14 protein-coding genes are annotated in these 16,958 nt (G+C 74.3%); 7 read left to right on the top strand and 7 right to left on the bottom strand.

Annotation, left to right across the window (positions count from 1 at the left end):
• Positions 1–564, top strand: a 564-nt coding sequence (locus tag IE249_RS39455; RefSeq protein WP_229859925.1) for an SDR family NAD(P)-dependent oxidoreductase, incomplete at its 5' end; no start/stop codon positions are given.
• A 94-nt stretch (positions 565–658) separates the two neighbouring features.
• Here IE249_RS39455 and IE249_RS34155 read toward each other — a convergent pair.
• The 3 genes from IE249_RS34155 to IE249_RS34165 all read right to left on the bottom strand — a co-directional run bounded on the left by IE249_RS34155 (position 659) and on the right by IE249_RS34165 (position 4,742).
• On the bottom strand, positions 659–1,828 hold the full coding sequence (locus IE249_RS34155) for a PP2C family protein-serine/threonine phosphatase (RefSeq protein ID WP_229859927.1): 1,170 nt from the start codon (positions 1,826–1,828) through the stop codon (positions 659–661).
• A gap of 224 nt (positions 1,829–2,052) precedes the next feature.
• Positions 2,053–2,958, bottom strand: coding sequence for a LysR family transcriptional regulator (locus IE249_RS34160; RefSeq protein WP_189711177.1), 906 nt, complete (start codon positions 2,956–2,958; stop codon positions 2,053–2,055).
• 5 nt (positions 2,959–2,963) lie between these two features.
• Entirely contained in the window at positions 2,964–4,742 is a 1,779-nt protein-coding gene (locus IE249_RS34165; RefSeq protein WP_189711179.1) for an FUSC family protein, read from the bottom strand.
• Positions 4,743–4,996: 254 nt separating this feature from the next.
• Between IE249_RS34165 and IE249_RS34170 the strand changes: the two genes are divergently transcribed.
• Together IE249_RS34170 and IE249_RS34175 are read left to right on the top strand one after the other, a co-directional pair.
• Entirely contained in the window at positions 4,997–6,583 is a 1,587-nt protein-coding gene (locus tag IE249_RS34170) for a hypothetical protein (protein WP_189711181.1), read from the top strand.
• A gap of 144 nt (positions 6,584–6,727) precedes the next feature.
• Positions 6,728–7,024 carry a hypothetical protein gene (locus IE249_RS34175; protein ID WP_189711223.1) on the top strand — a complete coding sequence of 99 codons (297 nt, stop codon included), beginning with the start codon at positions 6,728–6,730 and terminating at the stop codon, positions 7,022–7,024.
• On the opposite strand, the gene IE249_RS34180 is transcribed toward IE249_RS34175, so the two are convergent.
• Positions 7,008–8,021 carry a zinc-binding dehydrogenase gene (locus tag IE249_RS34180; protein ID WP_189711183.1) on the bottom strand — a complete coding sequence of 338 codons (1,014 nt, stop codon included), beginning with the start codon at positions 8,019–8,021 and terminating at the stop codon, positions 7,008–7,010. The genes IE249_RS34175 and IE249_RS34180 overlap by 17 nt on opposite strands.
• Positions 8,022–8,373: 352 nt before the next feature.
• The gene (gene mgrA / locus IE249_RS34185) at positions 8,374–9,414 is read right to left on the bottom strand and encodes an L-glyceraldehyde 3-phosphate reductase (RefSeq protein ID WP_189711185.1); all 1,041 of its coding nucleotides are present in this window, start codon (positions 9,412–9,414) and stop codon (positions 8,374–8,376) included.
• A 301-nt stretch (positions 9,415–9,715) separates the two neighbouring features.
• On the opposite strand from mgrA, the gene IE249_RS34190 reads away from it, so the two are divergent.
• From IE249_RS34190 to IE249_RS34205, 4 genes are all read left to right on the top strand, one after another.
• On the top strand, positions 9,716–10,369 hold the full coding sequence (locus IE249_RS34190) for a LamG domain-containing protein (RefSeq protein ID WP_189711217.1): 654 nt from the start codon (positions 9,716–9,718) through the stop codon (positions 10,367–10,369).
• Positions 10,370–10,486: 117 nt separating this feature from the next.
• The gene (locus IE249_RS34195) at positions 10,487–11,686 is read left to right on the top strand and encodes an EfeM/EfeO family lipoprotein (RefSeq protein ID WP_189711187.1); all 1,200 of its coding nucleotides are present in this window, start codon (positions 10,487–10,489) and stop codon (positions 11,684–11,686) included.
• A complete protein-coding gene (gene efeB / locus IE249_RS34200; protein WP_189711189.1) occupies positions 11,683–13,008 on the top strand; it encodes an iron uptake transporter deferrochelatase/peroxidase subunit in 1,326 nt (441 codons plus the stop codon). Before IE249_RS34195 ends, efeB begins: the two co-directional genes overlap by 4 nt.
• A gap of 212 nt (positions 13,009–13,220) precedes the next feature.
• A complete protein-coding gene (locus IE249_RS34205) occupies positions 13,221–15,074 on the top strand; it encodes a phospholipase C (protein ID WP_189711191.1) in 1,854 nt (617 codons plus the stop codon).
• 31 nt (positions 15,075–15,105) lie between these two features.
• On the opposite strand, the gene IE249_RS34210 is transcribed toward IE249_RS34205, so the two are convergent.
• On the bottom strand, positions 15,106–16,440 hold the full coding sequence (locus IE249_RS34210; RefSeq protein WP_189711193.1) for a lipase family protein: 1,335 nt from the start codon (positions 16,438–16,440) through the stop codon (positions 15,106–15,108).
• A 263-nt stretch (positions 16,441–16,703) separates the two neighbouring features.
• Positions 16,704–16,958 (bottom strand): ATP-binding protein (locus IE249_RS39460; protein ID WP_229859929.1); only part of this gene is annotated, 255 nt, incomplete at its 5' end.

Here is a 16,958-nt window from a genome sequence, read left to right on the forward strand (position 1 = left end):
GTGATCGACGTGAACCTCACCGGCAGCGCCGGCACCGCGCGGGCCTTCCTTCCCGACCTGACGGCCACGGCGGGCTACTTCCTCCAGATCGCCTCGCTCGCCTCGTTCGGCGCCGCCCCCATGATGAGCGCCTACTGCGCCTCCAAGTCGGGCGTCGAGGCCTTCGCGCAATGCCTGCGGGCCGAGGTCGCCCACCGGGGCGTGGCCGTGGGCATCGCCTACCTGAACTGGACCGGGACGGACATGATCCGCGACGCCGACCGGTACGCGGTCCTGCGCGAACTGCGCGCCCACATGCCGCCCCCCGCGCGCAAGGTGCTCCCGGCGCACCAGGTCGCCGTCCGTGTCGCGCGGGCCGTGGCCGGCCGCCGTACCGCCGTCTACGTGCCCCGCTGGCTGGCCCTGGTGCAGCTCGGCCGCGCCGCGCTGCCGCCCGTCGTGCTGCGGGTGGCCCGTCGCACACTGCCACGGCTGGAGGCCGAGGGCCGGCTCGCCGCCACCGGCCTGCTCGGCGCCGGCGGCGAGGCCGACGACCGGAGCCGCACCGCCCGAACCGGGCGGTGAACGGGACCCGGTCCGGCGGTTCCTGCTGCGCTGCCCCGCGAACGGCCCGCAAAGGACCCGCGAACGGCCGGCGGACGCCCCGGACCCGGCGCCCTCAGACGCGGGGCACGCCCGGCAGCCGGTACGCGGCCAGGGCGGCGATGTCGTCGTCGAGGTGGCCGTCGCTGTAGGCGACGAGGTCCTCGTGCAGGCGGTCGAGGAGTTCGCGCGGCGGCAGGCCGGCCCACTGCCGGACCCGCTCGGGGAGCGGGTAGAAGACACCGTCGCGGTCACGGGTCTCGGTGACGCCGTCCGTGTAGAGCAGCAGCTGGTCACCGGGACGGAAGGGTTCGGTGTCCACCCGGTAGCCGTCGCCGACCAGCGCGGCCAGGTTGACCGGCGGGGAGGGATCGCTCGCGTGCAGTTCGACGATCCGGTCCGGCCCGATCAGCAGCGGGGGCGGATGCCCGCAGCTCAGGATGCGGACCACGTGTTCACGGTCCGGGATCTCGGCGAACACCGCCGTGACGAAGCGCTCCGCCGCCTCGCTGCCCGGGAGCTGCGCGGCATGTCGGCTCATGCTCCGCTCCATGCGGTGGGCCACCCCGATCAGGTCGGGCTCGTCGTGGGCGGCCTCGCGGAAGGCGCCCAGTATCACCGCGGCCGCCTCCACGGCCACCAGCCCCTTGCCCCGCACGTCCCCCACGAGCAGCCGCACGCCGTACGCGGTGGGCACCGCCTCGTACAGATCGCCGCCGATACGGGCCTCGGCGGCCGCCGAGAGGTACAGGGTCTCCACACAGACCTCGCCCAGACGCCGGGGGACCGGGGGCAGCAGAGCCCGCTGCGCGGTCTCGGCCACCGAACGCACCGTGGCCAGCGTGCGCTCGCGGCGGATGCGGTGCACCGCGAGGATCGTGCCGAGAGCCCCGACCAGGCTGGTGCACACGTAGTTGGCGACGTAGTGCCGGTCCCAGAGGTAGCCCACCGAGCGGCCCGCGCAGCACGGTGTGCCGGCCAGCACCCCCTCGAACACGATCGCGAACACGGCCACGCCGGCGACGACGACGGGCCCTTGGGCGAAGGCGGCGACCACGGGCAGGGCGATGAGCAGGAAGCTCACCGGCCAGTCCACCGGGGTCACCGGTTCCAGCGCCAGCACCGCCGCCACGTAGAGCACGGGCAGCCAGCGCAGCCACAGGGGCTGGGCGGGCACCTGCCGGCCGGCGCCGTCCTCGCGTGCCGCACGGCCGTTCCCGGCCGCCCGGCCGCCCGGCCGTCTCACCGGTCACCCCATCGTCCCCCGCGCCGTGGACAGGGCCGGGGAGTGCCGAAGGCACGCACGGGGGTGCGGCCCGGCTCGGTACGACGGTTTTCGGCGAAACACTCAGGCGGGCTGTTCACAGGAGCTCCCGGCAGGCTTGATCACGAACACCAGCGTGCTGCGCACGGGCACCTCCACCCGATCATTGCTCCAGGCAAGGGCATGTCAGCGGGGAAGCGGACGCCTCACGCCGCTCCGGGCCGCGCCGCCGCCGTCTCCTCCAGAGCGTGGTCGATGAAGCGCCGGGGCGCGGGCGGCAGGCCGCGGCCCGACAGCCAGGCGATGCCGATGTCGCGGGCGCCGTGCACGTCGGTGATCTCCAGATAGCGGATCGGGAAGCCGGGCGTGGCCGCCGCGTCCGGCGACGACGGGATCAGCGACACGCCGAGCCCTGCCGCGACCAGCCCCCGCAGGGTGTGGACCTCCTCGCCCTCGAAGCCGACGCGCGGGCCGAAGCCCGCCTGACGGCACAGTTCCTCGGTGACGCTGCGCAGCCCGTAGCCCGGCTTGAGCAGGATGAACGGCTCCTCGGCGACCTCGGCCAGCCGGACCCGGCCGCGCCCGGCCAGACGGTGCCCGGTGGGAACGGCGAGCCAGAGCGGCTCGACCAGCAGCCGCCGCCAGGTGATCAGCGGATGACCGGGGTCACCGCTGGTGATCATCAGGTCGGCGGTGGCCGCCAGGAGGTGCTGCACCAGGCCGTTCTCCTCGTGCTGGTGCAGTTCGAAGCGGACCTGCGGATGGGCCTCGCGGAACCCGGTGACGAGCTTGGGCACCAGCCAGGTGCCCAGCGTGTGCAGGAAGGCCAGCGACACCACGCCCGCCTCCGGGTCGACCACCTCGGCGACCGCCCGCCGCCCCCGGTCGTAGCTGTCGAGGGTGGCGTCCACGTACTCCTTGAAGACCCGCCCGGCCGGGGTGAGCCGCAGCACCCGGCCCACACGCCGGAGGAGTTCCGCGCCCACCTCCTGCTCCAGCCGGTGCAGGGCCCGCGACAGGGCCGGCTGGGTGATACGGGCCTCGGCGGCGGCCTCGGTGACGGTGAGACCGTCGGCCACCGCCTGGAAGGAGCGCAGTACCTGGAGATCCATCGCGCTCAGTCTCGCACCGGGGCGAGCGCGCCGCACAGAGCGGGCGGACGCTCCGCCGGGCGCCCGGCGGAGCGTCCCACGGGCACGGGCCCGGGCCGGGCGGACAGGTTGCGGGCGCTCACGGCGTCGCAGAGGCGCTCGGCCGCCCCGATGGCCCGCTGCCAGTCGGGCAGCCGCCGGCCGGGACGGCCGGGCTCGTCGTGGGCGTGCGCGGCGGCGCGGCGGGCCTCGGCGAGCCGGTGATAGGCGGCCCGGCGCAGCGCGTGCCGCTGGGCCGGGCCCGCCTCGGGGGCGAGGTCCCGGTACCGGCGGGCCGCGGCCAGGGCGGCCTCGGTCTGCGCGGCGGCCCGCCCGGCCGCGGAACGCGGCCACAGCGCGAAGTGCGCGACGAGGACGATCGCGGCGGCCAGCGCGGTGTCGAGGATGCGGGCCCCGTACAGCGCGCGGTGGTCGCCGAGCAGGTCGAGGAGGACGAAGACGACCGCCGTCAGGCCCGTCGTGGCGAGCGCGTAGTGGCGGCGCACGCCCACGGCCATCAGCGCGCCGAAGGCGGCCACGGCGCCGATCAGCGCGTATGTGTCGGTGGTCAGCAGGACCACGGAACCGATCGCCGCGACGCCGGCGACCGTGCCGGCGCAGCGGTGCAGGGACCGCCGGAAGACGGGACCGAAGTCGGGCTTGTAGACGAAGGCCACCGTCATCGGCAGCCAGTACCCGCGCGGGCCGTGCAGCACCTCGGCGCAGAGCTGCGCCACCAGCACGCAGACCGCCAGCAGCACCGCGTACCGCACCCGGTCCGCGCGGCCCCGCTCCGGCCCGCCGGACAGCCGCAGCGTGACCTCGTCGGCCCGCACCCGGTCGCTCTCCGCGTCGAGCGCGACGAGTGCCCGCAGGCCGGGCGTACCGGCGTCCGGACCGGAGCCGTCGACAGCGTCCCGACGGGGGCAGCCGTACCGCTCGGACGGCTCGGTCCGCTCGGTCCCGGCGGACCGGTCCTCCGGCAGCAGCCGCCGGGCCATCCTGAGCGGTACGTCCGTCACCGAGGCGGGCAGCACACGCCCTTCCCAGACCAGGGCCGACGTCACCTCGCCCAGCCGGACCGCGACGTGGAAGGCGGCGAGCAGCGAGGCCGGTTCCGTCCTCGCGGGGCCGCGGCGGGTCAGATGGCGGCCCATGACCTGGTGGGCCCGGTCGAGGGCCGCGGTGAGCCGCCGGCGCGCGTCCTCGGCCCCGGGCGAGCCCGCCGCGGCCAGCGCGGCCGAGGAAGCCCGGTACACGGCCAGGACCGCGTCCCGCTCGATCTCGTGCCGCCGCCAAAGCCACGGCGTCGCGGAGAGCGCGATGACGAGCCCCACCCCGGCCAGCAGTGCGAGCGGCGCCTTCCACCAGGGCCCGGGCACCGGGATGCCGCTGCCGATCGTCACCCCGAGCAGAAGGTGCATGCCGGCCACCGAGGCCACCCGGCCCCGCAGGCTGACCGCGCCCGCCGCCAGCGCCGCGACGACCAGGCAGACCGTCACCGCGGCCGGGTCTCCCGTGCGCAGCGCGAGCTCACCGGCGAGCAGGCCGAGGGCGGCGGCCAGGCCCATGGAGCCCAGCCGCCGCACCCGCAGCCGGTAGGGGTCCGAACCGTCCTGGCTCACGCCCCACAGCGCGCCGATCCCCGCGATCACGGCCGGGACGACGTGTCCCGTCCACACCCCGGCGAGCAGCGGCGCGGCGAGTGCGACGGCGGCCCGCGCGGGCACCGCGATCGCGGCCGTGGCGTTGCGCTGGGTCTTCATGGGCGGATCGACTCCTTGCGGGGGTGGGGGTCCGGGTGCCATCCAAGGGTCCGCCCAAGTGCACGCATGCGTCCAATGCCTGTCCGACGTGAAAATCATGCACGAGAGGCATACGAACACGGGACCCGTCAGGGAGCCGATTCCGCTTGTGCACAGGGCTGTTGGGCTTCTTCACCGGGGCTGTCCGTGTGCAGTCATTGGCCGTAGACTGACGCATCGCCGACATACGGGCATTGGTGACGGGGGGAGCCGACATGTCCGCAGACGCGTACGGGGCCGGTGACGGGTTCAGCCGCCCGCCGGTACCGCCGATGCCCGCGCGGCCCCCGGCCCCACCGCCCGCCCCGCCGGACGCCCTGCGTGCGGCCGCCGTGGCCCTGCTCAACCTCACCGGCCTCGGCCTCGGTTACGCGCTGGTGCGCCGCTGGGCTCCGGCGGCGTTGTGCTGGGCCGCCACCGGCCTCCTGCTGTGGGCGGCCCTGCCCGCCGACCCCGACGGCGTACCGGCCGGCGCGCTCGTCGCCTACGCCGTGTTCCTCGTCCTCGCCGCCGCGCACGGCGCGCTCCTCGGCCTTCGACACTCCCTCGCGTGGCCCGGACGTTCACCGCTCGCGCTGCTGCTGGCCGTGCTGCTCCTCGCGGTTCCCGCGGCCGGCGGTCTGCTCTACGACCGGGCGCGTGACGAGGCCACCGAACAGATGCTCCTGGACCGGCTGGACCGGGCCGACCGGCTGGTGAGGGAGGGGGCGGGGCGGCCGTTCGCCACCGCCGAGCCCGGCTTCCGGGAGGCCCTCGGCGTCTACGGCGACCTCCGCCGCGACCACCCCGGCTCCAGGGCCGCCCGGCGCGTTCCGCAGCGCATGACGGCCTACTACGACGCGGTCGCCTCCCCGTACACGAGCCGGAAGTACTGCGACGCCATCGCCCCGCTGAAGTACCTGCGCACGGTCCCGGGCCGCCTGCCGCCGAAGGACCTCGGGGCCCTGGCCACCTGGCCGGACGGGCGGCTGGCCGCGTCCCTGTACGCCTGCGGGGCGGACGGCCTGGCCGCGGGCACCGCCGGCTGGGCCGTGCGCTTCGGTGAACTGCTCACGTCCTTCCCGCACTCGGAACAGGCCACCCGGGTCGAGCCGGCCGTCAGGTCGGCCGTGGACCGGGCGGCCGGGGACGTGCGCGGCGGCGACCCCTGCACGGCCGTGAGCCGTCTGCGCGGCCTGGGCTCGCAGATCTCCGGCGTCACCGGCGGCGCGCCGGAGGTCACCGCCGCCCTCGGCGACGACGCCGGCCGGGCGGGCCGGGCCGCCGACTCGGGGACGTACGCCTGCGGTGTGGACCAGTACCGCGACGGGGACTTCGGCGCGGCGCTGAGCAGCATGAACGAGTTCGTGGACAAGAACCCGCACGACCCGGACCGGGCCCGGGCGCAGAAGATCGCCATCGCGGCGGAGATCGCCGAGACCGTGCCCGCCGCCGGGAAGCACCTGCCCACCACCGCCTCCGGTGGCAGCATCCAGGTGACCGTCAAGAACGACAGCCCGGACGACATCACGGTCCTCTACACCGGACCGGTGACCGGCAGCCTCACGATCAAGGCATGCGGCGACTGCACCGCGTACCCCTTCGGCACCAGCCTGGGACTGGGCTTCCACCCGTGCGCCGACAGCGGCAAGAACTATCCGCAGCGGACGATCTCGCTCCCGCCCGGCACCACCTACTTCCTCCACAAGCCGCGCGCCGGCAGCGGCCTGTCCTCCCCGGCGTCTGACACCGCCAGGCTGCGGCCGGGCTACATCTACACCGAGTGCGCGTACACGACGAAGGGGCTCGGCACCGGGACTTGAGGTGGCCCGGGCCGGTGGCGTCACCCGAATGCCGTGACGTCCCCCGTTCGTGGGACTCGGATCGGACACGCCGACGCGGTGATCAACGGTTCTGCCAGCCTTCCCGTGCCGGGCGCACCGGCTCGGCGCACAGGGAGGTGGGCGTTGTCAGGTCACTTGGGGCGCATCGGGGGCCGGCAGGTGGTGGCGGTACTGGCGCTGGGGGGCGGGCTGCTGCTCGGACCCGTGCTGCCGGGGGTGCCGGCCGACCGGGCGGTGGAGGACGGCACCTCGGGCGCGGGCGACAGGGGCCCCGTGGCCACCTCGCCGGACGCGGCCCAAGCCGGCCTCGCGGCCCCCGGTTTCACCTTCCCCGACCTCACCGCCTCCGGCCTCGAACCGGTGCGTCACGGGCCCGGCCCGGTCCCCGGGGCGGGGCACCGGTTCACGGGCGCAGGATGAGGCGGACCGGGTCGCCCACCTTCTTCTCCAGCCGCTCGACCGCCTCGGCGGCCCGCGCCAGGGGCAGCACATCGGTGACGGAGGCGGAGAAGTCCACCCGGCCGCCCTCGACGAGCCGCAGCAGCTCGGGGAGCGCCACCGGCATGTCCGAGCCGTAGTGGCCGCGGATCTGCTGCTGCAGATAGCTGAAACGGGTCCCGTCCGCCACCGTGAGCGGCTGGTTCGTCAACCCGACCAGGACCAGCCGCCCCTTGGCGGCCAGCACGGACAGGGCCTGCTCGCGCACGGCCGCGACACCGGCGAAGTCGAACGCGGCCGCCAGCCCCGCCCCCGCGGTGACCGCGCGGACGCGGGTGCGCAGTTCGGGGTCGGCGGAGTCCAGGGCCAGGTCGGCCCCGGCGGCCAGCGCACGCTCGCGCGCCACCGGGCTCGGGTCCACCGCCACGATCGGGCAGGCCCCCACCGCGCGCAGCAGCCGTACCGCGTGCACGCCCAGGCCGCCCACGCCCCAGACGCCCACCGCCTCGGCGGGCCGGATCGCGCCGGTGGCGGTGATGGCGCCCCAGGGCGTGGACACCGCGTCGGGGATGATGGCGCCCTGCTCGAACGGGATCGTGTCGGGCAGCGGCGTCAGGGCGTCCGCCCTGGACAGCGCGTACTCCGCCCAGCCGCCGTCGTAGTCCACGCCCCGGGTGAAGACGACGCCGTCGCGCAGTTCACCCGCGTGCAGGATGACGCGCCGCCCCGCCGGCCAGGCGGTGACACCGGGCCCGGCCTCCGCCACGGTGCCGGCCACCTCGTGCCCGAGGGTCACCGTGTCCCCCTTCAGCAGCAGCGGGGTGAGGGTGCCGTCGATCAGGTGCACGTCGGACAGGCACACCCCGGCCGCCTCCACCTTCACCAGCACCTCTCCCGGGCCCGGCTGGGGCCGCGGCACCTCCTCCACGCGGAGGGTGCGGCTCGGGACGTGCAGGCGGGCGGCGAGCATCCGCTCCATGACGTGACCTCCTCGGCGGGCCGGTGACCGCCTCGGCCTCTCGCGGGTCACCCTGCACGCACCGTACGGCCCCGGGCGGGGCGCGGGCATCGCGGGGCCGCGGGGAGCGGCGCGCCCCGGCCACGGACGCGCGGTCCGAAAGGCGCCGCCGCCAAAGCTGGGTTACGGTGAATCTCGAGCAGGACGCCGGAACTTCCGGCGGCCGGCCGTGCGTTGGTGGTCCAAGGCGAAGACGCCCCGCTTCCCGCGGGGAGATGCAGGTGCAAGCCCTGCCCGACGCTCGCAGTGGCGAAGCCCCCGCCCGTCGTTCTCCGACCGGTGGGGGGCTTCGCCGCGTTCTGCCTCCGGCGGGTCACATGTTGCCGGTGCGGGCCTCCCGCCACAGGTCGACGCCGCCGTCGGTGGCGTACTTGTCGATCTCGGCCAGTTCCTCGGCGCTGAAGCCGGGGTTCTTGAGCGCGGCCACGTTCTGCTCCAGCTGCTCCACCCGGGAGGCGCCGATGACCAGCGAGGTGACCCGCTCGTCGCGCAGCGCCCAGGCGAGGGCCATCTGGGCGAGAGTCTGGCCGCGGCGGGCCGCGATGTCGTTCAGGGCGCGCAGTCGCCCGAGCATGTCCTCCGACAGCCACGCCGTGTCGAACGAGGTGCCCTGCGCGGCCCGCGAGTCCTTCGGGATGCCGTCGAGGTAACGGCCGGTCAGCAGTCCCTGGGCCAGAGCGGTGAAGCCGATGACGCCGAAGCCCTCCTCCTCGGCCGTCTCCAGCAGGCCCTCCGTCTCGATCCAGCGGTTGACCATGCTGTACGACGGCTGGTGGATCAGCAGCGGGGTGCCCAGCTCGCGCAGGATGGCGGCGGCCTGCCGGGTGCGCTCGGCGTCGTAGGACGAGATGCCCACGTACAGGGCCTTGCCCTGGCGGACGGCGGTGTCCAGGGCGCCCATCGTCTCCTCGAGCGGGGTGCTCGCGTCCAGCCGGTGGGAGTAGAAGATGTCGACGTAGTCGAGCCCCATGCGGGTGAGCGACTGGTCGAGCGAGGCCAGCATGTACTTGCGGGAGCCGCCGCCCTGGCCGTAGGGGCCCGGCCACATGTCCCAGCCGGCCTTGGTCGAGATCACCAGCTCGTCCCGGTACGGCGCAAGGTCGCGCTTCATCAGCCGGCCGAAGTTGATCTCGGCGGAGCCGTAGGGCGGGCCGTAGTTGTTCGCCAGGTCGTGGTGGGTGATGCCGAGGTCGAAGGCGCGCAGGGCGATCTCGCGCTGGGTCTCGAAGGGCCGGTCGTCGCCGAAGTTGTGCCAGTAGCCCAGCGACAGCACGGGCAGGTCGAGCCCCGAGCGGCCGGTGCGGCGGTAGCGCATGGTGCCGTGGTAGCGCTCGGGGGCTGCGACGTAGGTCATCGGGTGAATCTCCGGGTGGTGCGGTACGGGGGGTCGCGCCGGGTTCGGCGGTACGGACGCTCCCCACCTTGCTCCTGCCTGATCGACAAGTCCAATCGCTGCTCCGCATCGGATTGAGCCGCGCAGTTTCTGAATCCGCGCCGCTTCCGCAGGCGCGCCGCTCGTGCACGCGCACGCGGCCACGCCGCTCACCCGGACGGGTCGACTTGCGCCGGTCCTGGCCGCACCGCCGCATGGCGCGGGACGCGGCGGGCAGAACAGCAGCGCGTGAGCGGACCCCGCGCGGGAGGTGACCGGCGTGATGCACATCGTCCTCGAGGCCGACTTCTCCTCGCCCCGGCAGTGGGTCGCGGGGCGTTCCTGGGCCTATCCCGGCGGCGGGCCCGTGAACCCCGGCGACGACAAGCTCGACCACCTCACCCCCGACCCCGGCCACTGCCGTGACGGCACCTTCCGCGCGACCCGCCGCCCCGACGGGCTGTGGGACACCGGGCTGCTCACCACCGAGGGCAGCGAGGAGGGCTTCACCGTCCGGGCCGGTGACATGCTGAGCACCAGGGTGCGGCTGCCGACCGAGAACGGCGCCTGGCCGGCCGTGTGGACCTGGCGCGACGGCGGCCAGGAGATCGACGTGTTCGAGTACCACCCGGACAACCCCGACCTGCTGGAGCTGTCCAACCATGTGCGCGGCGGCCATCTCTACCACCGGGACCCCGCAGTGCACCCGGGGGGCTGGATCGACCTGCGCGTGACCTTCGGCGCCTCGTGCGTCACCTGGAGCCTCAACGGCAGCCGGGTCCACGCCGACCACCGCGGCGTGGGCGCCGGCTGGTACGCCCACCTCGTCGTCAACCTCTCCGTGTGCGCGGGCCGTTACCACCCGCCGCCGGACCCTGAGACGACCCGGATGTCCTACGAGGTGGCCCACCTGGTCGTGGAACGCCCCGGCGGCTGAACCCGGTTAAGGGCAGGAGAACTTCGGACATCGCTCCGCCCGGCCCTGTGTTCGTGCCCCGCGTGTTGCCTAGCATGAGGCGATCACACGTACGGCACGACCCGTGGGAGGCGCGGAATGCGGCTGGCCGGCCAGGGCGCGCGGTCGCTCCGCCTCTGGGGCGTTCTCGCGCCGGCCGCCGTGCTCGTGCTGGCCGCCGCGCTGCTCGCCCTCGGCCGCGCCTCGCACCCCGCGCGGAACACGGCGGCCGGGCCGCCGCACACCCTGGTCGAGGTGTCGCCGGGCCGCTGCGGCCGGGGCTGGGACGATCCGCGCCCGGGGGTCCAGGTCTTCGACCTGCGCAACACCTCCGACCAGGCCGCCGAGGTCTACCTCGAGGACCCCGGCAGCCGTGCCGTGTACGGCGAGGTCGAGGGCATCGGTCCCGGCACCACGCGGGCGCTGACCGTCCGCATCGGCAAGGGCGCGTACGCCTTCCGGTGCGTGCCGGAGGACGCCGACGCGGTCACCGGCCCGACCGTCCGCGTCGACCGCGGCCGGGCCGGCCCGGCCGCCGTCGCGGTCACCGTGCACGACCTGATCCCGCCGGCGATCGCCTACCAGAAGTGGGTGGCCGGGGGACTGGACGAGACCGTGCGGCTGACCGGCGCGCTGCGGTCCGCCGTCGACCGCGGCGACCTGGCCGCGGCCCGCAGGGCGTGGCTGCCGGCGCATCTCCAGTACGAGCGGCTCGGCGCCGCGTACGACGCCTTCGGCGCCGCGGACGGGCGGATCAACGCAACCGACGCCGGGCTGCCCCGCGGAGTCCACGACCCGTCGTTCACGGGCTTCCACCGCGTCGAGTACGGGCTGTGGCACGGCGAGGCCGCCCGCACCCTGCGCGGCCCCGCGGCCGGTCTGGTCGAGGCCGTCACCGCCCTGCGCGACGACTGGGCGCAGGCGCGCATGGACCCGGCCCAGCTCGGCCTTCGCGCCCACGAGATCCTGGAGAACACCGTGCGGTTCGAGCTCACGGGACGCACCGACTACGGCAGCGGGAGCAGCCTGGCGACCGCCCGGGCCAACCTCGACGGCACCAGGGCCGTGCTGTCGCGCCTGCGCCCGCTGCTGACCACGAGGTATCCGCAACTGTCCGGTCTGGAGCACGAGTTGGACCAGGCGCGAACCCTGCTGGACGGCTTCCGGCACGGCGGCCGATGGCCCCGGCCTGCCGAACTCCCGCGCGCCGACCGCGAGAAGACCGACGCCGTCCTCGGCGACCTGGTGGAGCGCCTGGCCTCGGTGGCCACCCTCTGCGATCCCCGGAGAACCTCATGACCCCGCCGGAGCCGTCCCGCGAGTCCGCGGACCCTGGAGCGGGGACCGCCGCTCAAGCGGGCCCCGGCGGGGGAGTGGGACGCCGGAGGTTCCTGCGGGGCGCGGCTCTGGCGGGCGCCGGCCTGGCCACCGGCGGGGCGGCCGCCACGGGCGACGAACCCAGAGGGCAGGGCGGCCCCGTCGGGCGAGGCACCTCCGTCGGGCAAGACACCCCCACGCCCGGCCTCCCGCCGTTCCACGGTGTCCGGCAGCTCTCCGTGCCGGCCGCCCCGCGCCGGGCGAGCGTGTTCGCGGCCTTCGACGTCACCGTCGACGACCGCGCCGAACTGGCCGGCCTCCTGCGCACGCTGACCGACCGCGTCCGCTTCCTCACCTCGGGCGGCACCCCGGCCCCGGCGGGCATCACCGCGCCGCCGCCCGACTCCGGCATCCTCGGCGGCCGGCTGCCCGCGGGGGCGCTCGCCGTGACCGCCTCGGTCGGCGCCTCCCTCTTCGACGACCGCTTCGGACTCACCGCGCTGCGCCCGCGCCGGCTCAAGCCCATGCCGTCCTTCCCCGACGACGACCTGCGGCCCGACTGGTGCCACGGCGACCTGAGCCTCCATCTGCACGCCGACGACCCGGACACGGTGCTGCACGCCCTGCGGGACATCGCCCGGCACACGCGCGGCGGCATGCAGGTGCGCTGGCGTCTGGACGGCTTCTCCTCGCCGCCGCGCCCGGCCGGCACCCCGCGCAACCTCATGGGCTTCAAGGACGGCACGGCCAACCCCGATGTGACCGACGCCCGGTTGATGGACCGCCTGGTGTGGGTGGGCCCGGGGAGCGGCGAGCCCGGCTGGGCCACTGGCGGCACCTATCAGGTGGTGCGGCTGATCCGCATGCTGGTGGAGTTCTGGGACCGCGTCTCCCTTACCGAGCAGGAGCGGATGTTCGGCCGGCAGCGGGAGTCGGGCGCCCCCCTGGACGGCGACGACGAACACGACACCCCGAACTACGCCGACGACCCCAAGGGCGACGTGATCCCGCTGGACGCCCACATCCGCCGGGCCGACCCGCGCACCGCCGCCACCGAGGGCGGACGGATCCTGCGCCGCGCGTACAACTACGACCGGGGCATGGACAGCAACGGCAACCTCGACATGGGCCTGCTGTTCTGCTGCTACCAGCAGGACCTCGCCCGGCAGTTCGAGACCATCCAGCACCGCCTGGCGGGCGAGCCGCTCACCGACTACATCACGCCGTTCGGCGGCGGCTACTTCTTCACCCTGCCCGGCGTCCGGGACGCGGCGGACTGGTACGGGCGGAGCCTGCTCGGCTGACCGGCCCGGCAGTCGAGCAGACCGATCGTCACCGGTGATCGCGTCCGGTCGATTCGCTCGTCCATTTGGTCAACACGCGGTCAAGAATTCGCCGCGCTTCCCTGACCCGGTGTTCATCCCGGGGCCATCATGGCTCCGCCACCGCGCCGCCCGTCCGGCGGAGCATCCAGGCCGTACCGCAGCAGACACGATCCTGCCCGAAGGGGAACCGCATGGTCAGCAGGGGAAGACGAGCAACGATACGGAGCCTGGGGGCGCTCGCGGGCGCCGCCGCCCTCACGGTCCTCGGGGGCAACGCCCCGAGCTGGGCCGCCGTTTCCGCGGGCGGGCACGGTCACCACGGCGACTCGTCCACTGCGACCCCCATCAAGCACGTCGTCGTCCTGTTCGACGAGAACAACTCCTTCGACCACTACTTCGCCACCTACCCCAAGGCCGCCAACACCGACGGCACCAGGTTCACGGCGTCGAAGCGGACCCCGAAGGACATCGACACCCTCGCCCACGCCGGGCTGCTGGAGAAGAACCCCAACCAGTACGCGCCCAAGCGGCTGTCCCCGGCCCAGGCCATGACCTGCGACCAGAACCACTCCTACGGGCCCGAGCAGTACGCCGCCGACGGCGGCAAGGCCGACCAGTACGTGCAGAACACCGAGGTCGACAAGTGCAGCGGCGGCCTGTTCGGCGAGCCGGGCCTGGTGATGGACTACTACGACGGCAACACCGTGACCGGGCTGTGGAACTACGCCCAGCACTACGCGCTGAGCGACCGCTCCTTCAGCTCCACCTACGGCCCCTCCAGCCCGGGCGCGATCAACCTGGTCTCGGGTCAGACCCACGGCATCATCTCCGTCGACCCGGCCTCCGGCACGGAGAACCCCGAGCAGACGGCGACACCCGACCCGTACACCGTCAAGTCGCCCGACGCGGACGGCGTCGGCACGATGATCAACGACCCCGACCCGGCGTTCGACGACTGTTCGGGCAAGGACCACACCAGCTCCAACGCCCTGGCCGTGATGAAGGGCCGCAACATCGGCGACCTGCTGAACGCGAAGAAGGTCAGCTGGGGCTGGTTCCAGGGCGGCTTCCGGCCCTCGACCGCGTGGAGCGGCGAGCAGGGCGAGTACGCCAAGTGCGACACCGCCCACGCCAACGTCGGCGGCGCCCAGGTGGTGGACTACAGCCCGCACCACAACCCGTTCGCCTACTACAGGTCGACGGCCAACCCGCACCACCTGCCGCCGCGCGGCGTCGCCGAGATCGGCCACGACGGGCAGGCCAACCACAACTACGACCTGACGGACTTCTCGGCCGCGCTCAGGGCGGGCAGGCTCCCGGCCGTCAGCTTCGTCAAGGCGCCCTCCTACCAGGACGGTCACGCCGGCTACTCCGACCCGATCGACGAACAGCACTTCCTGGTCGGCCAGATCAACGCGATCCAGAGCTCGCCGCAGTGGAGTTCCACGGCGGTCGTCATCGCCTACGACGACTCCGACGGCTGGTACGACCACGTCGTGGCCCCGGTGCGCAACGGCTCCACCGACACCTCGACCGGCTCCAACGGCAAGGCCACGGACAGCCCCGCCTGCCAGGCCGGCCCCGCGGCGGCCGGCGGTTACCTCGACCGGTGCGGTCCCGGCCCCCGCCAGCCGCTGCTCGTGGTGTCCCCGTACAGCAGGGTCAACAAGGTCGACCACACCCCGACCGACCAGGCGTCCGTCATCCGCTTCATCGAGGACAACTGGCGCACGGGGCGCATCGGCGACCACTCCTTCGACGCCGGAGCGGGCCCGCTCACGGGCATGTTCGACTTCCGCCACCCCAACGGCAGGCAGGTGCTGCTGAACAGCGACGGCTCGGTCAGGTCGGTGGGCCCGATCCGGTACGTGGCGCCGGTCGCCACGAGCATCACACCGGGACCCGCCCTGGAGAACACCGCCGCGGTGGTCGGCTCCTCCTCCTTCCCCACCCTCACGGTGGAGGTCGGCGCGGGCGCCCTGCTCGCGGCGGGCGCCACGGCCACCTGCCTCGCCCTGCGCCGCCGGGCCCGGGGCGGCGCCTGACCCGGCGGCGCGGGCGAGGGGTGCGGGACGGTCAGGGCTGCACGGGAAGTGTCGCGCAGTTGTCCTGGGCCGCCTTGCCCGCGAGCCGGTCGGCCAGCCAGTCGACGGCCGAGCCCTGGTCGGCGAGCAGCGGGGTGACGTGGTTGAGCAGGGCGCTGCCGAGGCTGGGCAGGACCACCGGCTTGTAGATCACGTCGGCGCCCTTGCGGCACCAGTCGACGGCGAGCTGCCGTGCCTGTCCGTGCGGGACGAGGTTGTCGCTGGTGCCGGTCGCCAGGCGCACCGGGCCGGCCGGCTTCAGCCTGCCGATGCGCTGGCCGTCGAGGAAGTCCTGGAGCGCCGGGGTCGAGCCGATGATGTCGCTGACGGACCGTCCGTCGGTGGTCCACTTGGTGCTCTTGGAGTAGGCGTAGCCGAACAGGGCGTCGCCGACGCACATGGTCGACAGGTCCTTCAGCGCGGCCTTCCCGGTGGCGTTCAGGTGCTCGTCGGCGATGGGCCGCAGCGCCGGGTCGCTCTGCAGGAACCCGTTGAGCGACCAGCCGAGCGCGCCGGCGAGTTCGCTGCCGTCGATGGCCCTGGTGACCGCGGTCAGGTCGGCCGGTGGGGCGCCGGCGTAGGTGGCGGAGAGGTGGACGTCGGGGGCGTAGGAGGACTGGAGTTCTGCGGCGGCCGCGGTGGCGCCGCCGCCCTGGCTGTAGCCGTAGAGCCCCACGCGGGAGGCCGCGGTGACCGAGGCTCCCGGGACGGAGCGGGCGGCGCGGGCCGCGTCGAGCACCGCGTGGCCCTCGTCCACCCGGTTGACGTAGGTGTGCAGCCGGTCCGTGGCGCCGAGTCCGGCGTAGTCGGTGACGACCACCGCGACGCCCTTGGCCAGCAGCCGGTAGATCGCCAGGTCCTCGTAACCGACGGACATCGTACGGCCGTTGAAGGACAGCGGGTGCTCCAGGCCCATGGAGGCGGCGCACTGGTCGCCCTGGCCCAGGGTGCCGGGTGCGACGACGACCAGGGGGCGCGGGCCGGTTCCGCTCCAGCGGGCGGCCGGCTCGATGTAGGCGCCGGTGACGGCCACGGGACCGCCGCCCATGTCCGTCGACTTGTACATCAGGCGGGTCGCGGTGCCCGGCAGCGGCCCGTCCAGGCCGGGCAGACTCAGGGCGAGGGGCAGCGGTTCGCTGCGGATCAACGTGCCGTCGGCCGCCGGGAGTTCGGCGGGTGGGTTGTAGAACACCGGGATCTTCACGCCCCGGGAGACCACTTGCGTGTCCTCGCCGGAGCCGGTTGCTGCGCCGGCCGGGACGGTCTGGACGCCGAGGCAGGCCGCGGCGGCTGCGGCCGTGGCGAGGAGAACTCTGCGGGAAGGCATGGGGAACCTCCTGAGGATGCGGCCGAACAGGAGTGGCGCCCCGTCCCGGGAACGGCGTCCGCGCGGCCGGCCCGGTGGCAGGGCATGACGGGGCGAGGCGGCACGGTCGTCCACCGGCCTCCTCGCACTCTGGGGAGTGGGTCGACGAGACCGTACCCACGAGTAGTTACCGCCGGTAGCACGCGGGAGGTTACGGTTCAGTAATTTGACTCAGCGTCTAATAAAGGGTGGCTTTCAGTCACCCGGCGCGCACATCGCGCCGCTCACCAGGCCATCTCGTCCAGCAGCAGCGTCGGGTCCGGCTCAGGGGCGCCGCCCGGTGTCAGCTCCGCCCAGATGACCTTGCCGCGCGCCACGTAGCGGGTGCCCCACCGGTCCGCGAACTGCGAGACCAGGAACAGGCCGCGGCCGCCCTCGTCGGTGGTGGCAGCGCGCCGCAGCCTGGGGGAGGTGTTGCTGCCGTCCGACACCTCGCACACCACCGTCCGGCCCAGCAGGAGCCTGACCCGCACCGGCGG

This window comes from Streptomyces anandii JCM 4720, from assembly GCF_014650655.1.
Classification (GTDB): domain Bacteria; phylum Actinomycetota; class Actinomycetes; order Streptomycetales; family Streptomycetaceae; genus Streptomyces; species Streptomyces anandii.